The organism is Litorivivens sp. (assembly GCF_041624475.1).
Lineage (GTDB): Bacteria > Pseudomonadota > Gammaproteobacteria > Pseudomonadales > Spongiibacteraceae > Litorivivens.
The window spans coordinates 73,541-87,101 of the sequence record NZ_JBFJUX010000013.1 but is presented as its reverse complement, the minus strand read 5'-3'; the positions used below and the strand labels follow the sequence as shown (position 1 = coordinate 87,101).

The following is a 13,561-nucleotide window of genomic DNA, read 5'->3' as shown; positions in this document are numbered from 1 at the left end:
GGAGGTTCCCTGATGCATATCCGTTCACTTGCTGTCTGCCTGGCGGCGCTAACCTGCGCGGGCGCGTTTGCCGATCTCGCCAATCACCATCCGGCCAGTATTGGCCCCGCCTCACACGCACCGATTGGTGTGATGGGGGACCATACTCATCAAGCTGGCGAGTGGATGCTCTCCTACCGCTTTATGGATATGCGCATGGAAGGGCTGGTTGAGGGAACTGATCAGGTTTCCGCGGCGAGCGTTACGGGCTCCATGATGATGCCGGGCAGCGTTATGGTGGCGCCAACGCGCATGGACATGCAAATGCAGATGCTGGGAGTGATGTATGCCCCCAGCGATGCGCTAACACTGATGCTGATGACCTCGCACAAGCGCTTTTCGATGGATCACATCACCCGCATGGGCGCGACGTTTACCACGGAAGCCGAGGGTCTGGGTGATACCAAAGTCGGTGGTTTGATTCGTCTTTATGAATCCGCGGATAGCAGCCACCGAATCCATTTAAACGCCGGGCTCAGTTTACCCACCGGCTCTATTGATGAGAAAGACGATACCCCGGCGATGGCCGATGCCAAATTGCCTTATGGCATGCAGCTGGGCAGTGGCAGTGTTGAACTGCTGCCGGGAATTACCTGGCAAGCGTATTCCGGCGCCTACAACCTTGGCGCTCAGTTGTCGGCCGCCTTGCCGCTGGAACGCAATGACAACGATTATCGCCTCGGCAACAGCGCAGCTTTGACTGTCTGGGTGGCGCGCAAGGCCACCGACTATCTGTCTTACAGCCTGCGTTTAAGCGGGGAATCCCAGGGCAAAATAGACGGCGCGCGTGACGACCTGAACCCGAAAATGGTGACCACGGCCAACACCGACAACTACGGTGGTGATCGTCTGAGTCTGAGCTATGGTCTCAATGCCTATATTCCTGAGGGCCGCTTACAGGGGCACCGCTTTGCGCTGGAATACACGCTGCCGCTGCATCAGGACCTCAACGGTGTGCAGCTGGAGCGCGAACCCTATCTGAGCGCCGGCTGGCAGTTGGCCTTCTGATCAAGCGGCCTGCTGCGAGCCTTTCGCAGGCTCCTGCACCGGATCGCTGGAAGGCTTGCGCGGTGCAGGCTTGCTATCGGTGAGCGCGTAGCTGTTCAGACCCGCGATATGCACCTTGCGGATATAGTGCTCCCAGTTGATTATGGCGGCGTCCACCGGAAAGTGAGCTTCAGCTCCCGTTTCTTGCAAGCGCTGCCCCAGCGCCTGCAGTTGATCGCTGTGAAAGACATAGTTCGGTGTGGCATAAAAGGCGAAGATTTCGGCCAGCCGGTTCATGGCGTTCAGGTTGCGCAGCAAACGTGAGGGTTGGTTTCGTCCCATCAGTTTCAGGGTTTTATCGCGGGTGCTTAAAGTTCGGCACAGTACAAACAAACTAATATCAAACAAACGCCGGTTTATCACTTTGAAAGGTTTGCGCGGCTCCACCTCAAACAGCTTCTCGTAGGTCAGATGGTTTTCCTGAGCCTCAAGCATCAGGTAGTCGACGAAATCACCCAGTAACAGCGGGTTTCGTGCGCCGCTGCAGGCTTGATATATGCGGTGTGAAACCGGTGCCGTCATCAGCTCTGCGCCGGCGAGAATAACCGCGTTGGCCACCAGATCCGCCGGAATGACATCAATCACCCCGCTGCGTTTGCCGGGAAAGAACACCACTTTCTGACGGGCGTAGGCCAGCAGTACCGCATCGGCGACCTTGACTCCTTCGATCCAGCCGGGGGTGGGTTCCTTCAGTGTGCTTTCGATAATGGCCGGGCGCACGATGGTCAGCGCTTTACCGTGCAGGGCTTTTCGCAGGTACTGTTCCCCAAGCCACTTGGTGAAGGTGTAGGTGTCGTTCCAGCCGCGGCGGCGCGATTCACGTTCGCCCAGCAATACCAGTTGTTCCGCCAGGGAGCGGCCCTTAAAGTCTGACGCCAGCGCGGTGATTTTGTCCTGCAGTTCGGCAACAAGCGGCGCAATGTCATACAAGCCATTTTCATCTTTGGGCAGGTCTTCGCGAGCCGGGGCGTTGAACGCCTCGTGGATGGCGCCGCGCTGAAAGCCGTTCACATAGCAGGTGGATACCTGCAGCACCGGAATGGCGCCTCCAGCCTCGGAAAGCGCGACAATATTGTGCAGGCAGAGGGTGTTGATGGATAGGGCGACATCCATGCGCTCGCGAAAGTTGACGCTCGCCGCAGAGTGAACAATCAGGTCGAGCTGGTCAGCCAGTTGCTGAAAAGCCTGCGGGTTCAGGCCAAAGCGGGGCTCGGTAACTTCACCGGTCAAACAGTGCACCTTGTCGTGCAGAAAGCGTTCGAGGGCAGCGCGGCTTTGCTGGCGCAGGGTGCCGAATACCGAGGAACTCATCACTTCGGCAATAAAGCGCTCGCGGGCTGTAGGATAGTGACGATTGCCGCGAATCAGGAGGTAAATGCCGCCAATCTGCGGTAAATCGCGGATAAGTTTTTCCAGTACCACCTTGCCCAGAAAGCCGGTGGTGCCGGTAATCAGCAGGTTTTTCCCCGCCAGTGAGCGTTCTACGGCACTGGGTGGAGTGGGACAAGGTGTAGGGGAAGCAGGTGCGGTGGTCATGAATTCCTCCGGCGAAGGCAGTGATATCAGGTTGTTCAGCCGCAAAGGCTAGTGCCTGCCGATTGCAGACACATGACAGGAAGACGGCAGAGTGAGTAATGCACGAAACAGGCCAGAAGGGCCTTGTCTCCAGGACGCCGATCGCTACGGCCTCGAAGGCTTGCCATACTAGTGGATAAGAATCCGTGTAGACAGGCCGCTGTGTCGGTATAATTCACGGCTCATTTGCCGGCAGATATTGAACTTAATTTATGAGCAGTTTTACCGACGCCGTCGCCCGACGCCGAACCTTCGCTATCATTTCCCACCCGGATGCGGGTAAAACCACGATCACCGAAAAGCTGCTGTTGCTGGGGCAGTTGATTCAGGTGGCGGGAACGGTGAAGGGCAAAAAATCCGATCGCCACGCCACCTCCGACTGGATGACCATGGAGCAGGAGCGGGGTATCTCGGTGACCTCGTCGGTGATGCAGTTCCCCTACAAGGAGCGCATAGTCAACCTGCTGGACACCCCTGGCCACGAAGACTTTTCCGAAGACACCTATCGCACACTGACAGCGGTCGACTCGGCGCTCATGGTGATTGACGGTGCCAAGGGTGTCGAGGACCGCACCATCAAATTGATGAACGTCTGTCGCTTGCGCGACACGCCGATTCTCACCTTTGTGAACAAGATGGACCGGGACATCCGTGACCCCATCGAATTGCTTGATGAAGTGGAATCTGTGCTAGGTATCGCTGCGGCGCCCATCAACTGGCCGATGGGCATGGGCAGCGACTTCAAGGGTGTCTACAACCTCTATACCGACACCCTGCACGTATTCAAGGCGGGTCAGAATAAGGTGGTAGCCGAAGACATTCAGATTCAGGGGCTGGAATCCGAAGAGGCCAAAAATCTGCTGGGCGATATGCACGAGGACTTCCTCGATGAAATTGAGCTGGTGCGAGGCGCCAGCCATGAGTTTGATCTGGACGCCTACCGCGCCGGCAAGCAAACGCCGGTATTTTTCGGTACGGCACTGGCTAACTTCGGCGTACGTGAAATGCTGGACGGCTTTGTCGAGTGGGCCCCGGCGCCCTTGCCACGCGAGACCGAGGCGCGCAAGGTCGAGGCCACCGAAGAGAAGTTCAGCGGCTTCGTTTTCAAGATTCAGGCAAACATGGATCCGCGCCACCGCGACCGCATTGCCTTTCTGCGGATCTGTTCCGGCAAGTACACCAAAGGCCTGAAAATGCGCCATGTGCGCCTCGCCAAGGACGTTAAAATCGCCGATGCGGTGAGCTTTGTGGCCGGCGACCGGGAGCTGGTGGACGAAGCCATATCCGGCGACATTATCGGTCTGCACAACCACGGCACCATCCAGCTCGGTGATACCTTCTCTGAGGGCGAAGACCTGAAATTTACGGGCATTCCCCACTTTGCGCCGGAGCTGTTCAAACGCATCCGGCTGCGCGACCCGATGAAATCCAAGCAGTTGCAGAAGGGACTGCAACAGCTGGCCGAAGAAGGTTCAACCCAGGTCTTTATGCCACTGAACAATGCCGATCTGATTGTCGGTGCGGTGGGCGTCCTGCAGTTTGAAGTGGTAGCCTACCGCCTCAAGGATGAATACAAGGTTGAGGCCATGTACGAGCCGGTTAACGTGCACACAGTGCGCTGGGTGGAGTGCAAGGACGCGAAAAAACTGGAAGAATTCAAACGCAAGTGCAGCGACAACCTGGCAGTGGACGGGGGTGGCCATCTGACCTATCTGGCGCCAAGCCGGGTTAACCTGCAGTTGACCCAGGAGCGTTACCCGGATATAGAATTCTTCTCCACAAGAGAACATTGATAACAATAATGAAAGAGAGTCTGCGTCTGGATCGTTATGTGGCGAGCGTCACCGACTACTCCCGCAGCGATGCCAAAAAACTGATCAAGTCGGGCGATGTCGCCGTTGACGGCAAGGTGTTGACCGACCCGTCTCAGGCCGTAGCTGCCAATGCCCAGCTGGAGATTGACGGGCAGTTTGTCAGGCAGGCCGAACACCGCTATTTCATGCTGCACAAGCCCCAGGACTATGTATGCGCCAATCGCGACCGGCGCTTTGCCACCGTCATGGATCTGCTCGATGAAGACAATCTCGACAGGCTGATTATCGCCGGTCGCCTGGATATGGATACCACCGGGTTGGTGCTGCTGACAGACAACGGCCAGTGGGCCCATCAGGTGATGTCGCCCAGAACCCGCTGTTACAAGCGCTACCGGGTGCAGCTGGAAGACCCGGTGCCGGAAAGCGCCATTGACCGCTTTGCCAAAGGCGTTTTTCTGGAACAGGAAAAACGTCGAACCCTACCGGCACGAATGAAACTGCTCGGTGAGCGCGAAGCCCTGCTGGAAATCTGCGAGGGCCGCTTTCATCAGGTTAAACGCATGTTTGCCTCCATTGGTAATACGGTGGTGGGCCTGCACCGCGAAGCCATCGGTAAGCTGGAATTGGACAGCGCACTGGGCGAAGGCGAATACCGCAGCCTGACGGAGTATGAAGTGGCTGTCGTACTGAGCGGAACGCTGGAGTGAACGACGCGGCGCTGGACGGACTGTATCGCGCCATCGCCGACGGCAGCACGGCGCTGCTGCTGGCCGATGAGCACTGTGTAACGGTTCCTGCGGCAACTCAGCTGCGGGTGCTGAGCAATCGCGTAGACGTGGCCGAGCGGATGACGCAGGTGGGGCTAGACTGCACGCTGAATGACTTCGACCTGAGTGAGTTTTCCGGCATCGAGCGTATCTACTACCGGGTCTCCAAGGAAAAGCCGCTGGTGCATCACTGCATCAATCAGGCACTCGCGCTGCTGCCACTCGGCGGTCAGCTGGTGCTGGCCGGTGACAAGGGCGACGGCATAAAAACCTATTACGACAAGGCCAGAACACTGGTCGGCGCCGATAAATCACTGGATAAATCCAAGGGCAGCGCTTATATCGGCCGGATTCAAAAGCGTACAGCTCCGACCGCTCTTCTGGATGACAGCCATTACCGCGAACTGCAGCGCATTGCTGATGCGCCGGCGTTATTCAGTAAGCCCGGCGTTTACGGTTGGAAAAAGATTGATCGCGGCAGCGCGTTGTTGATTGACGCCTTGGAGAGCCTTTCCTTGCCTGGCTCAGAATCGATTCTGGATCTGGGCTGTGGCTACGGTTACCTGAGCGTGCTGGCCCACGCCTCCCTGCCTGAGGCGCGGATTGTCGCCACCGATAACAATATCGCGGCCACCACGGCCTGCTCGCATAATTTTCAGCTGCACGGTATCGCCGGTGAGGTGCTGCCAGCGGATTGCGGCCACGGAATTGAAAGCCGTTTTGATCTGGTGCTGTGCAACCCGCCCTTTCACAAGGGCTTTGATGTGCACGGCGACTTGACCCGGGCGTTTCTGGAGAGCGCAGCGAAACGCCTGAAGCCCGGAGGTCTGGCGCTCTTTGTCGTCAATCAGTTTATTGCGCTGGAGCAGCGTGCCGAAGGTTTGTTTGCGCGCTGCGAGCGAGTGGCGGAAGGCGGGGGCTTTAAGGTGTTTTTGCTGAGTTGATTCACCTCCAAACGCCCCTCACCCTATCCCTCTCCCAGAGGGAGAGGGTACCCACTAAGCGGGTTATAGGAGCTCCCTCTCCCTCTGGGAGAGGGTTGGGGTGAGGGTGCTTCACAGCAGCGACTGAATTTTCTCTTCAATTTTTTCCGGCGTCGTTGCCGGGGCAAAGCGTTCAACCACCTGGCCTTCGCGGTTAATCAGGAACTTGGTGAAGTTCCATTTGATTTTTTTTGTGCCGAGAACGCCGGGAGCCTCAGACTTCAAGTGATTGAACAGGGGGTGGGCGTTGTCTCCATTGACATCGACCTTGGCGTGCATGGGGAAGCTGACGCCGTAGTTCAGCTGACAGAACTCCTGAATCTCACCGTTGCTGCCGGGATCCTGCTTGCCGAACTGGTTGCAGGGAAAGCCGAGAATGGTCAGACCCTTGTCTTTGTATTTCTTGTAAAGTGCTTCCAGCCCGTCGAGTTGGGGAGTGAAACCGCACTTGCTGGCGGTATTGACCACCAGTAAGACCTGACCGCGATAATCGGCCAGCGATTTTTTGGCGCCGCCAATGGATTCGGTTTCGAAATCATATACCGTGGTCATCTCAATCTCCTGCAGAGTTTCGTTTTTTAGTCAGTAGGGCTACCGCATTGTGCGCGATCGGGCGAAAAAAGCAATTGGGCATCAGTTGCCCGGCTGCTGCGCTGCTGCGGGTTCGCCCTCAGTGTCGACTTCTTCTGCTACCGGTTCTGGCAATTCCAGCTCCAGTTTTTTATTCGGATCGCAGGCGCTGCCGGAGTTGGCGGCGCGCTCCAGCAGGTTCTGGGCGATCAGTGAGGCGCCGCCGGTTGCCATGGCGGCGCTGGTTGACAGGGCCGAGGTCAGCAAGCCGCCGGCATCCACGCCGATGCGGGGCGACTGAATCGGGCCGTACAGTTTGACCAGTTTGACGACTTGACTGAAGTTAACCCCCAGACCCTTGCGGGCAATCGGGGTGAAGTTCATCGACAGACGCTCTTTGCCCAGGTTGATTTCGCCCTTGCCGATGATTTTCATCTTGCTGGTTTCAACATGCAGGGTGCGATCGCCAATCATCAGGCCATTGTCTACATCAAAGTAGAGAGCAACGCACTCCAGCTGTGTGGTCGGGTCGGATTTGGCAAAGGGGTTCAGCTTGTCGAACAGCTCGCTGAAAATATCTGAGCCAATCAGGTTGACCTTGTTGTTGTCCATGATCATGTCTTGGGCTTTGATATCGATACTGCCGTTCAACGCGCCGGCCAGCTCGTGGGGGCTGCGACCCTCGGTACTCAGTTTTACGTCCACTTTGCCGCGCCCGTTGCGGATCTGGGCGGCTTTCTCCAGGCCGAGACCGCCGATATTCTTGCTGTCGAGCAGAAATTCGGTTCTGATTTTGCTGGTCTGCTCGGTGAAACGGCCGTCCAGGCTGATATCAAGACTGCTGTCCGGCAGGGCCACGCGGCTGTTGCGTGTGGTCAGGCGGCCGTCTTTCAATTGGGCAATTATGGCGATCTCATCGATCTGGTTTACGCCGGTACGCAGTTTTTTGATATCGAGTGAGATATCCGCATCCATGTTTTGAAGGAGCGCGGTATCGATGGGGTCGCGGGAAAATAGCGGTGCATTCTTGTCAGCAGCCTTTTCCGTTTGTGGTGGTTTTTCGTCGTCGGTGTCGGCTTCCATAAACCGTGTGTCGAGATTGCGGCCATTAGCGATCAGGTTCAGACGCGGGCGCTTGCCGTCGGTATAGCTGGCCTCAATATCGATCTGTTGTTCACCCAAGGCAATCGCTAGGTCCGGCGTTACGGTATTACCGTCGCTATCAAAGGTGCCTTTGATCGCCAAAGCACCCGCTTCCCGGTAAGGCAGGCCGGCGATTTTCCAGAGCTCGGCAGAGTTAGCGCTGTCGATGTTGAGCTGCAGAGCCTGCCCGCTCAAGCCGTTCAGGTTGGCCTTGCCCTTGGTATTCAGCGAAATGGTGTTGTTAAGTTTTGCTGACAGGGTGATATCCGCGTCGGCACCCTCCGTCTGTAACGATAGCGGGTGCAGTTCGGCATTGACCGAGAGCGCGTCAAGTTGCCGCTGCTCAAAGCGCATCGGTCCGCTGCTCAGTGCCAGCGCGATCTTGGGGGTGTCGCCGTCATTGCGCAGCACAATGTGGCTTTCCAGAGTTTCAGCGTTCAGCCCCTGTGCCTTCAGAGAGGCGACCTTTAGTTCAAGATCCAGCGCCAGTTCACTCAGAGCGCTCCAATCGATCGCGGCTTCTTTGTTGCTGGTCGGCTCGGTTACCGCCTGTTCGACTTCTTCAGCGCCTGTTGCAACAGCCTCTGAATCCTGAAACAGGGCCTGAATGGCATCGATATCCAGCGCCGGTGAATTCAGACGGGCGGTCAGGTGTTTTTCGACAGGGGAGTAAGTGGCCGCCCCGTTCAGACGCTGTTCTCCCAGTTGCAGGGCGACATTGTCGAGCTGGTAGTGTTCGCCAATGGCGAAATCGGCCTGCAGGGTGGTTTTGGGTAATTGCGGAATCTTGATGCCAAGCAGGGCTTCCAGAAAAGAAGTGTTTTCCAGACTGAGTTTGAGTTTGCCGCGGCTGCCATCAAATGCTGGGCGGGTGCTAAGGGTTGCCTGCAACAGGGTTTCCAGCTGTGGGTGATTCAGGCCGAGATCGAAGGCGAGCTGGTGTTCAGACTCCAGTGCAAATTCGCCATTTACATTGAAGGTTTGTTGGTCGATGGTGGTTTGCAAGGTCAGCCGGGCCCTCTCCGGTGCAATGCGCTCCAGATTGAGATTGCTGACCTGAATGTCGCGATTCTGGCCGGGCAGACGGATTTTCGCTTCCCCGTTTTCAATCACCAAAGCGTAGAAGGCGAAATCTTTTGGCAGCAACAGGGGCTTGGGCTCGCTGGGCGGTGGCTCGGGTGACTGGCTTTGCGGCCAGTTACTGCGGCCGTTGTCGTCCAGAGTGTAATAGAAGGCAGGCGCCTTCAGGTTGAGTGTAAAGAAGGGTGAAGAAAGGCTGGGCCAGTCGGAAACGGTCAACGTTACCTGCTTGGCCGTCAGTAGTGTTTCGCCCTGATAGGCGAGTTTTAATCCGGCCGCGTTCAATTGGCCTGGCTGCAGCGTGGTACTAAGGCGTTCAAACGTCAGGTCAAAGCCGCTGACCTCCGCTACCAGCCGGTTGATCGGCTTTTTGAACCAGTTGGGTTGAATCAGAATCAGTGCAGAAAGTGTGAACAGCACCAGAAACAGGCTGCTGAGCACCACCAGAATTGCGCGAATAACCTTCATGCTTGTCAGGGTACCAAGGTTTGGGATTTAAAAAGTGTCCGGGACAGGGCAAAACTCAGATAAATTCCGTAATTTTGCCGAAACAGCGGGCCGTCGTCGAAGCTTACATTATCCAGATTGTAGTAGGTGAGCGCGGTGTAGAGGTTCCAGTCCTTACGAAAGCGCCAGCGGACAAAACCCGCCAGGGCTGTACCGCCGTAGCCAGCTTCCGCCTCGTAGACGGCTCGGGTCGGGGTGGCAAATTCGGGTGTCACATTGTGGAAAAAACCGTGGTAGTCATCACTGCCATAAAGCGCTTCCAGGCTGGCGCCCCAGCGCAGGGCTTCGGTTTGACGGAATTCCCAGCGCAGCTCAGGGTTGAGCACCCAGCCTTCGTAATTCATGCCGCTGTCGCCCACGGAAATCAAAGCGCGACTCTTGAATTCACCGGTTACCCGGTGGGGCGAGTCGAGGGTAAATTTGTAGGTGATTGACGGACCGAGTTCAAAGGCCGGGTCAAGATCATCCATCCCTTCGCGCGCGCTGTTGTCTTCGCTGTTAACCGGCAGCGAGCCGCCACCACTGATGTCCAGCTCAAGTCGTTCGTTGCTGAAAAACAGGCCATGAATACCGTCATCATCGGCCTTGAGAAAGTCGCCGCGATAGACAATAGACGGGAAGGGCAGGAGATAGAAACTTTCTTCGTTAGCGCCCAGGTAGTCGGGGCGATGCAACATCACGGTGCCAAAGCCAAACTCCCAGAGTGGCTTGGGTTCAGCCTGAAGGGGCAGGGCGCTTAGCAGGCCCGTCAAAGTGAAGATGACGCGGTTTTTCACGTAATTGTTATCCTGTCGTTGAGGGCCGTCGAACCTGTTAGAGTTCGGCTGCCAACTTATAACATATTCTTTATATCGAAAATGTCTGCAAACTGGATTCGCGCGCGACTGACCAGGCGCTATAAACGCTTTCTGGCCGACGTGGTGCTGGAAAGTGGTGAAGAAGTGACCGTTCACTGCCCCAACACCGGTGCCATGACCGGTTGTATCGAGGAGGGAGCCCGTGTCTGGCTGTCGCTGTCCGATAATCCCAAGCGTAAATACCCGATGACCTGGGAGCTGATTGAACGCGGCAGCGGCGAGCGGATCTGTGTGCATTCGGCACGGGCCAACGCGGTGGTTGAAGCGGCCATCGAAGATGGCACTCTGGCCGAGCTGCAGGGTTACAGTCATGTTCAGCGAGAGGTCAAAGTGGCGGAAGGTACGCGGGCCGATTTTGTGCTCACGGGGCCAGGCCGCTGCGTGGTGGAAGTGAAAAGCGTGACCCTTGGGCTGGGGCAGGGTTACGGCGCTTTTCCCGACGCGGTCAGTGATCGCGCCAGCCGCCATCTGGAGGAGCTGATCAGCCTGGTGGAGCAGGGCGATCGCGGGGTACTGGTTCTGCTGGCCATGCATACCGGCATAGACAAGGTAGGCCCGGCTGATGGCATCGATCCGCGCTATGGCGAAACCCTGCGGCGGGCAATGCAGCAGGGTGTGGAAGTGCTGGCCTACGGCTGTGATGTCAGTGCCGAAGGGGTAAAAGCAACGCGGCTACTGCCCTTTCTGCCGCAGCTGCCTTCAACCGTTATCAACCAGATGTAGCTCGCCATCGTGCTCGCAGATAGCGACGGGTTCAAGAGCATCGCCGAGGCAGGGGCCAGCTACGCATTCGCCATCCTCGATAACAAACAGCGCGCCGTGGGTGGCGCATTGAATCAGCGCGTCGTCGGAATCCAGAAACTGGTGTTCCAGCCAATTCAACTCGACTCCCAGGTGGGGGCAGTTATTGCGATAGGCAAAATACTGTCCGTCCCGTTTCACTACGAATACACCGTGATCTTCTACCCCCAGGCTACCGGGGTCGCTCAGATCATCGCAGCGGCATAGAAAGGTCATGACAACTCCTTACATTTTCAGGTGCGCATTGTAGCAGCCTGTAAAAATCGCTGGCATGCCTTTCCGGCGCTGCTATGCTCAGATGAAAGCGACGCAGGGAGAATCGGCAATGCAATACCCCTATAGTGTGATTGATGTGTTTACGCAACAGCCCTTCAGTGGTGCCCAGATTACGGTGTTCACCCGCGCCGATGGCCTCAGCGATGGCCAGATGCAGGTGCTGGCGCGGGAGACCAATCATTCGGAAACGGTGTTTGTACACACACCCGGTGATCGCAAGTCGCCGGAACTGAAAGTGTTTTCGCCTGCAGGTGAATGCGGGGTTGGCAGCCACACCACGGTCGCGGCCGCCTTCGCACTGGCTAAGAGTGGCGCTATTGCCTCGACGGAGGGGCTGAACCGCTGCACTTTCGTGCAGGGCAGTGCGGTCATCCCGGTGCTGATCAACCGCTCCGGCGAGGGTGTTGTCACTCAAGTGGGCTTTACCGTCGAGCCTCAGATTGATCGCTATGTGCCATCGCCTGATGAACTGGCCGCTATTCTGGGCTTGAACGATCAGGATTTTGAAACGGTAAAAGCCAGCGCGCTGTTTGTCAGTTGCGACACGCCGTATCTGATTGTTCCCTTGCGATCGCTGGATGCCGTATATCGCGCACGATTCAGCAGCGAGGCCTGGGCTCAGAGTAGCGCCTCCTCGATTCCGGTGAACCATATCCTGCTGTGCTGCCCCGAATCGGAGAGTGTGCAGGCGGATTTTCACCTGCGTCTTCTCGCACCCGGTCATTCGCACTACGATGATCCACCAGTCGGGGCCGCGGTTCCGGCCTTTGCCGCCTTTCTGGCAGACAAGCTGGCGGATGGCACGCATACCCTGTGGCTGGAGCGGGGTATGCGCGAACGGCGTCAGAGCCTGTTGAAGGTCGAGTTTGACAGTCGCCGTTCGGCCCCCCTGCAGGTGCGGGTTGGTGGTGAGGCGGTCATTGTAGCCGAAGGAAAAATGTCAGTGCCGGCAGTGGCCTGAATTTTCTCTGCCATAACTTCAGGATTTTTTGTCTGAGGGATCGTCCGCGTCTCTCGGGGTCGCACGAACTTTCTGCATGGTGGCGCTGACCATCTTGCTCGCATCCATCGGCTGTTGCGGTTCGGGTTCGTCCGGCTTCGGCGGCTGCTGATGATCGTCGTCCGCCAGTTGCAGGGCGTATTCAATTTCAGGCCACAGCCGGTCCACCACCGCACGCCCTTCTTCGATGGCGTCGCTGGCGCGGGAAAACTCCAGAAAGCCAACATGCGACAGTCGCGGTGACAGCGTTACGTCGGCGGGCTCGCCTGCCATCCGGCTCCGGGTTATCCGGTCCTGCATGACGTTGATTGCGCTGAGCATAACGTTGAGCGCGCCGGGTGCCTGTACTTTGTCGCCACTGCTCCACAGATTACTGGCCGCCCCCTTGATCGACTGACCGAGGCGGCTGAGCATGGAAAATTCATCCTCTTCTGGCTCGTCTTCGAGTGGTGGTTGTGGCTCCGGCTCATCTTCTTTTACCGCGGTAATTTTTTTCGGGGGCTTAAGCAGGTCGCTGTTCAGGTTAACGGCAATAATAATTTCCGCCCCCAGAGCGCGCCCTACCGATACCGGTACCGGGTTGACCAGGCCGCCATCCACCAGCCAGTGATTCCCCTGGGCGACGGGAACCAGAATGCCGGGTATGGCAATGGAGGCGCGCACGGCATCCCATATCGGGCCTTCCTGCAGCCAGGTTTCGCGGCCGCGATAGAGGTCAGTCGCGACGGCGGTAAAACGCAGCGGCAAGTCTTCTATATTGGGGTTTCCGTAGTTTTTCTTGAAAAAATCGATCAGGCGGCCGCCCTGAGCCACGCCGCCGGATGCCAGCAGCCGAATATCCATGTAGTGCAGAATGTCGCTGTTGGTCAGGCCGCTGACCCAGTCAGCAAAGTGATCGAGCTTACCGCAGGCGTGCACGGCGGCGACGAGAGCCCCTGCCGAGGTGCCGCACACAATATCGGGCTCAATACCGCGTTCGGCCAGTCGTTGAATGACGCCTATGTGCGCCATGCCTCTTGCGCTGCCACTGCCCAGTGCCAGTGCGATTCGCTTTTTATGTTCAGCCATTGCAGAATTCCATCCCTCAATCTCTATAGTATGA

The 13,561-nt window shown here is 57.3% G+C and carries 12 protein-coding genes; 6 read left to right on the top strand and 6 right to left on the bottom strand.

Annotated elements, in window-relative coordinates; translation table 11 throughout:
• Positions 1 to 12: 12 nt before the first annotated feature.
• Positions 13 to 1,047, top strand: a complete 1,035-nt coding sequence (locus ABY734_RS13340) for a transporter (RefSeq protein ID WP_372779781.1) — start codon at positions 13 to 15, stop codon at positions 1,045 to 1,047.
• On the opposite strand, the gene ABY734_RS13335 is transcribed toward ABY734_RS13340, so the two are convergent.
• Entirely contained in the window at positions 1,048 to 2,622 is a 1,575-nt protein-coding gene (locus tag ABY734_RS13335) for a fatty acyl-CoA reductase (RefSeq protein ID WP_372779780.1), read from the bottom strand.
• 251 nt (positions 2,623 to 2,873) lie between these two features.
• On the opposite strand from ABY734_RS13335, the gene ABY734_RS13330 reads away from it, so the two are divergent.
• From ABY734_RS13330 to ABY734_RS13320, 3 genes are read left to right on the top strand one after another with little or no spacing between them, the layout of a single operon-like run.
• Positions 2,874 to 4,454, top strand: coding sequence for a peptide chain release factor 3 (locus tag ABY734_RS13330; protein ID WP_372779779.1), 1,581 nt, complete (start codon positions 2,874 to 2,876; stop codon positions 4,452 to 4,454).
• 20 nt (positions 4,455 to 4,474) lie between these two features.
• The gene (locus ABY734_RS13325) at positions 4,475 to 5,182 is read left to right on the top strand and encodes a pseudouridine synthase (protein WP_372779806.1); all 708 of its coding nucleotides are present in this window, start codon (positions 4,475 to 4,477) and stop codon (positions 5,180 to 5,182) included.
• Entirely contained in the window at positions 5,179 to 6,186 is a 1,008-nt protein-coding gene (locus ABY734_RS13320; protein WP_372779778.1) for a methyltransferase, read from the top strand. Before ABY734_RS13325 ends, ABY734_RS13320 begins: the two co-directional genes overlap by 4 nt.
• 111 nt (positions 6,187 to 6,297) lie before the next feature.
• On the opposite strand, the gene ABY734_RS13315 is transcribed toward ABY734_RS13320, so the two are convergent.
• The 3 genes from ABY734_RS13315 to ABY734_RS13305 all read right to left on the bottom strand — a co-directional run bounded on the left by ABY734_RS13315 (position 6,298) and on the right by ABY734_RS13305 (position 10,301).
• Complete coding sequence (locus ABY734_RS13315) at positions 6,298 to 6,777, bottom strand: glutathione peroxidase (protein ID WP_372779777.1); 480 nt, start codon at positions 6,775 to 6,777, stop codon at positions 6,298 to 6,300.
• Between the two features lie 81 nt (positions 6,778 to 6,858).
• On the bottom strand, positions 6,859 to 9,486 hold the full coding sequence (locus tag ABY734_RS13310) for an AsmA-like C-terminal region-containing protein (RefSeq protein ID WP_372779776.1): 2,628 nt from the start codon (positions 9,484 to 9,486) through the stop codon (positions 6,859 to 6,861).
• Positions 9,487 to 9,491: 5 nt separating this feature from the next.
• Entirely contained in the window at positions 9,492 to 10,301 is an 810-nt protein-coding gene (locus ABY734_RS13305; RefSeq protein ID WP_372779775.1) for a MipA/OmpV family protein, read from the bottom strand.
• 81 nt (positions 10,302 to 10,382) lie between these two features.
• On the opposite strand from ABY734_RS13305, the gene sfsA reads away from it, so the two are divergent.
• Complete coding sequence (gene sfsA, locus ABY734_RS13300; protein WP_372779774.1) at positions 10,383 to 11,105, top strand: DNA/RNA nuclease SfsA; 723 nt, start codon at positions 10,383 to 10,385, stop codon at positions 11,103 to 11,105.
• On the opposite strand, the gene ABY734_RS13295 is transcribed toward sfsA, so the two are convergent.
• Entirely contained in the window at positions 11,082 to 11,399 is a 318-nt protein-coding gene (locus tag ABY734_RS13295) for a Rieske (2Fe-2S) protein (protein WP_372779773.1), read from the bottom strand. The two genes, sfsA and ABY734_RS13295, sit on opposite strands and share 24 nt — an antisense overlap.
• 109 nt (positions 11,400 to 11,508) lie before the next feature.
• On the opposite strand from ABY734_RS13295, the gene ABY734_RS13290 reads away from it, so the two are divergent.
• A complete protein-coding gene (locus ABY734_RS13290; protein ID WP_372779771.1) occupies positions 11,509 to 12,420 on the top strand; it encodes a PhzF family phenazine biosynthesis protein in 912 nt (303 codons plus the stop codon).
• An 18-nt stretch (positions 12,421 to 12,438) separates the two neighbouring features.
• Here the strand turns inward: ABY734_RS13290 and ABY734_RS13285 are convergent, their stop codons facing one another.
• The gene (locus tag ABY734_RS13285; RefSeq protein WP_372779770.1) at positions 12,439 to 13,527 is read right to left on the bottom strand and encodes a patatin-like phospholipase family protein; all 1,089 of its coding nucleotides are present in this window, start codon (positions 13,525 to 13,527) and stop codon (positions 12,439 to 12,441) included.
• Positions 13,528 to 13,561: the final 34 nt, after the last annotated feature.

Excerpts from the sequence above, each read along its gene's own strand:
- ABY734_RS13285 (WP_372779770.1), bottom strand. The coding sequence starts at position 13,527 with ATGGCTGAACATAAAAAGCGAATCGCACTGGCACTGGGCAGTGGCAGC.
- ABY734_RS13295 (WP_372779773.1), bottom strand. The coding sequence starts at position 11,399 with ATGACCTTTCTATGCCGCTGCGATGATCTGAGCGACCCCGGTAGCCTG.
- ABY734_RS13330 (WP_372779779.1), top strand. The coding sequence starts at position 2,874 with ATGAGCAGTTTTACCGACGCCGTCGCCCGACGCCGAACCTTCGCTATC.
- ABY734_RS13290 (WP_372779771.1), top strand. The coding sequence starts at position 11,509 with ATGCAATACCCCTATAGTGTGATTGATGTGTTTACGCAACAGCCCTTC.
- ABY734_RS13335 (WP_372779780.1), bottom strand. The coding sequence starts at position 2,622 with ATGACCACCGCACCTGCTTCCCCTACACCTTGTCCCACTCCACCCAGT.
- ABY734_RS13340 (WP_372779781.1), top strand. The coding sequence starts at position 13 with ATGCATATCCGTTCACTTGCTGTCTGCCTGGCGGCGCTAACCTGCGCG.
- ABY734_RS13315 (WP_372779777.1), bottom strand. The coding sequence starts at position 6,777 with ATGACCACGGTATATGATTTCGAAACCGAATCCATTGGCGGCGCCAAA.
- ABY734_RS13310 (WP_372779776.1), bottom strand. The coding sequence starts at position 9,486 with ATGAAGGTTATTCGCGCAATTCTGGTGGTGCTCAGCAGCCTGTTTCTG.
- sfsA (WP_372779774.1), top strand. The coding sequence starts at position 10,383 with ATGTCTGCAAACTGGATTCGCGCGCGACTGACCAGGCGCTATAAACGC.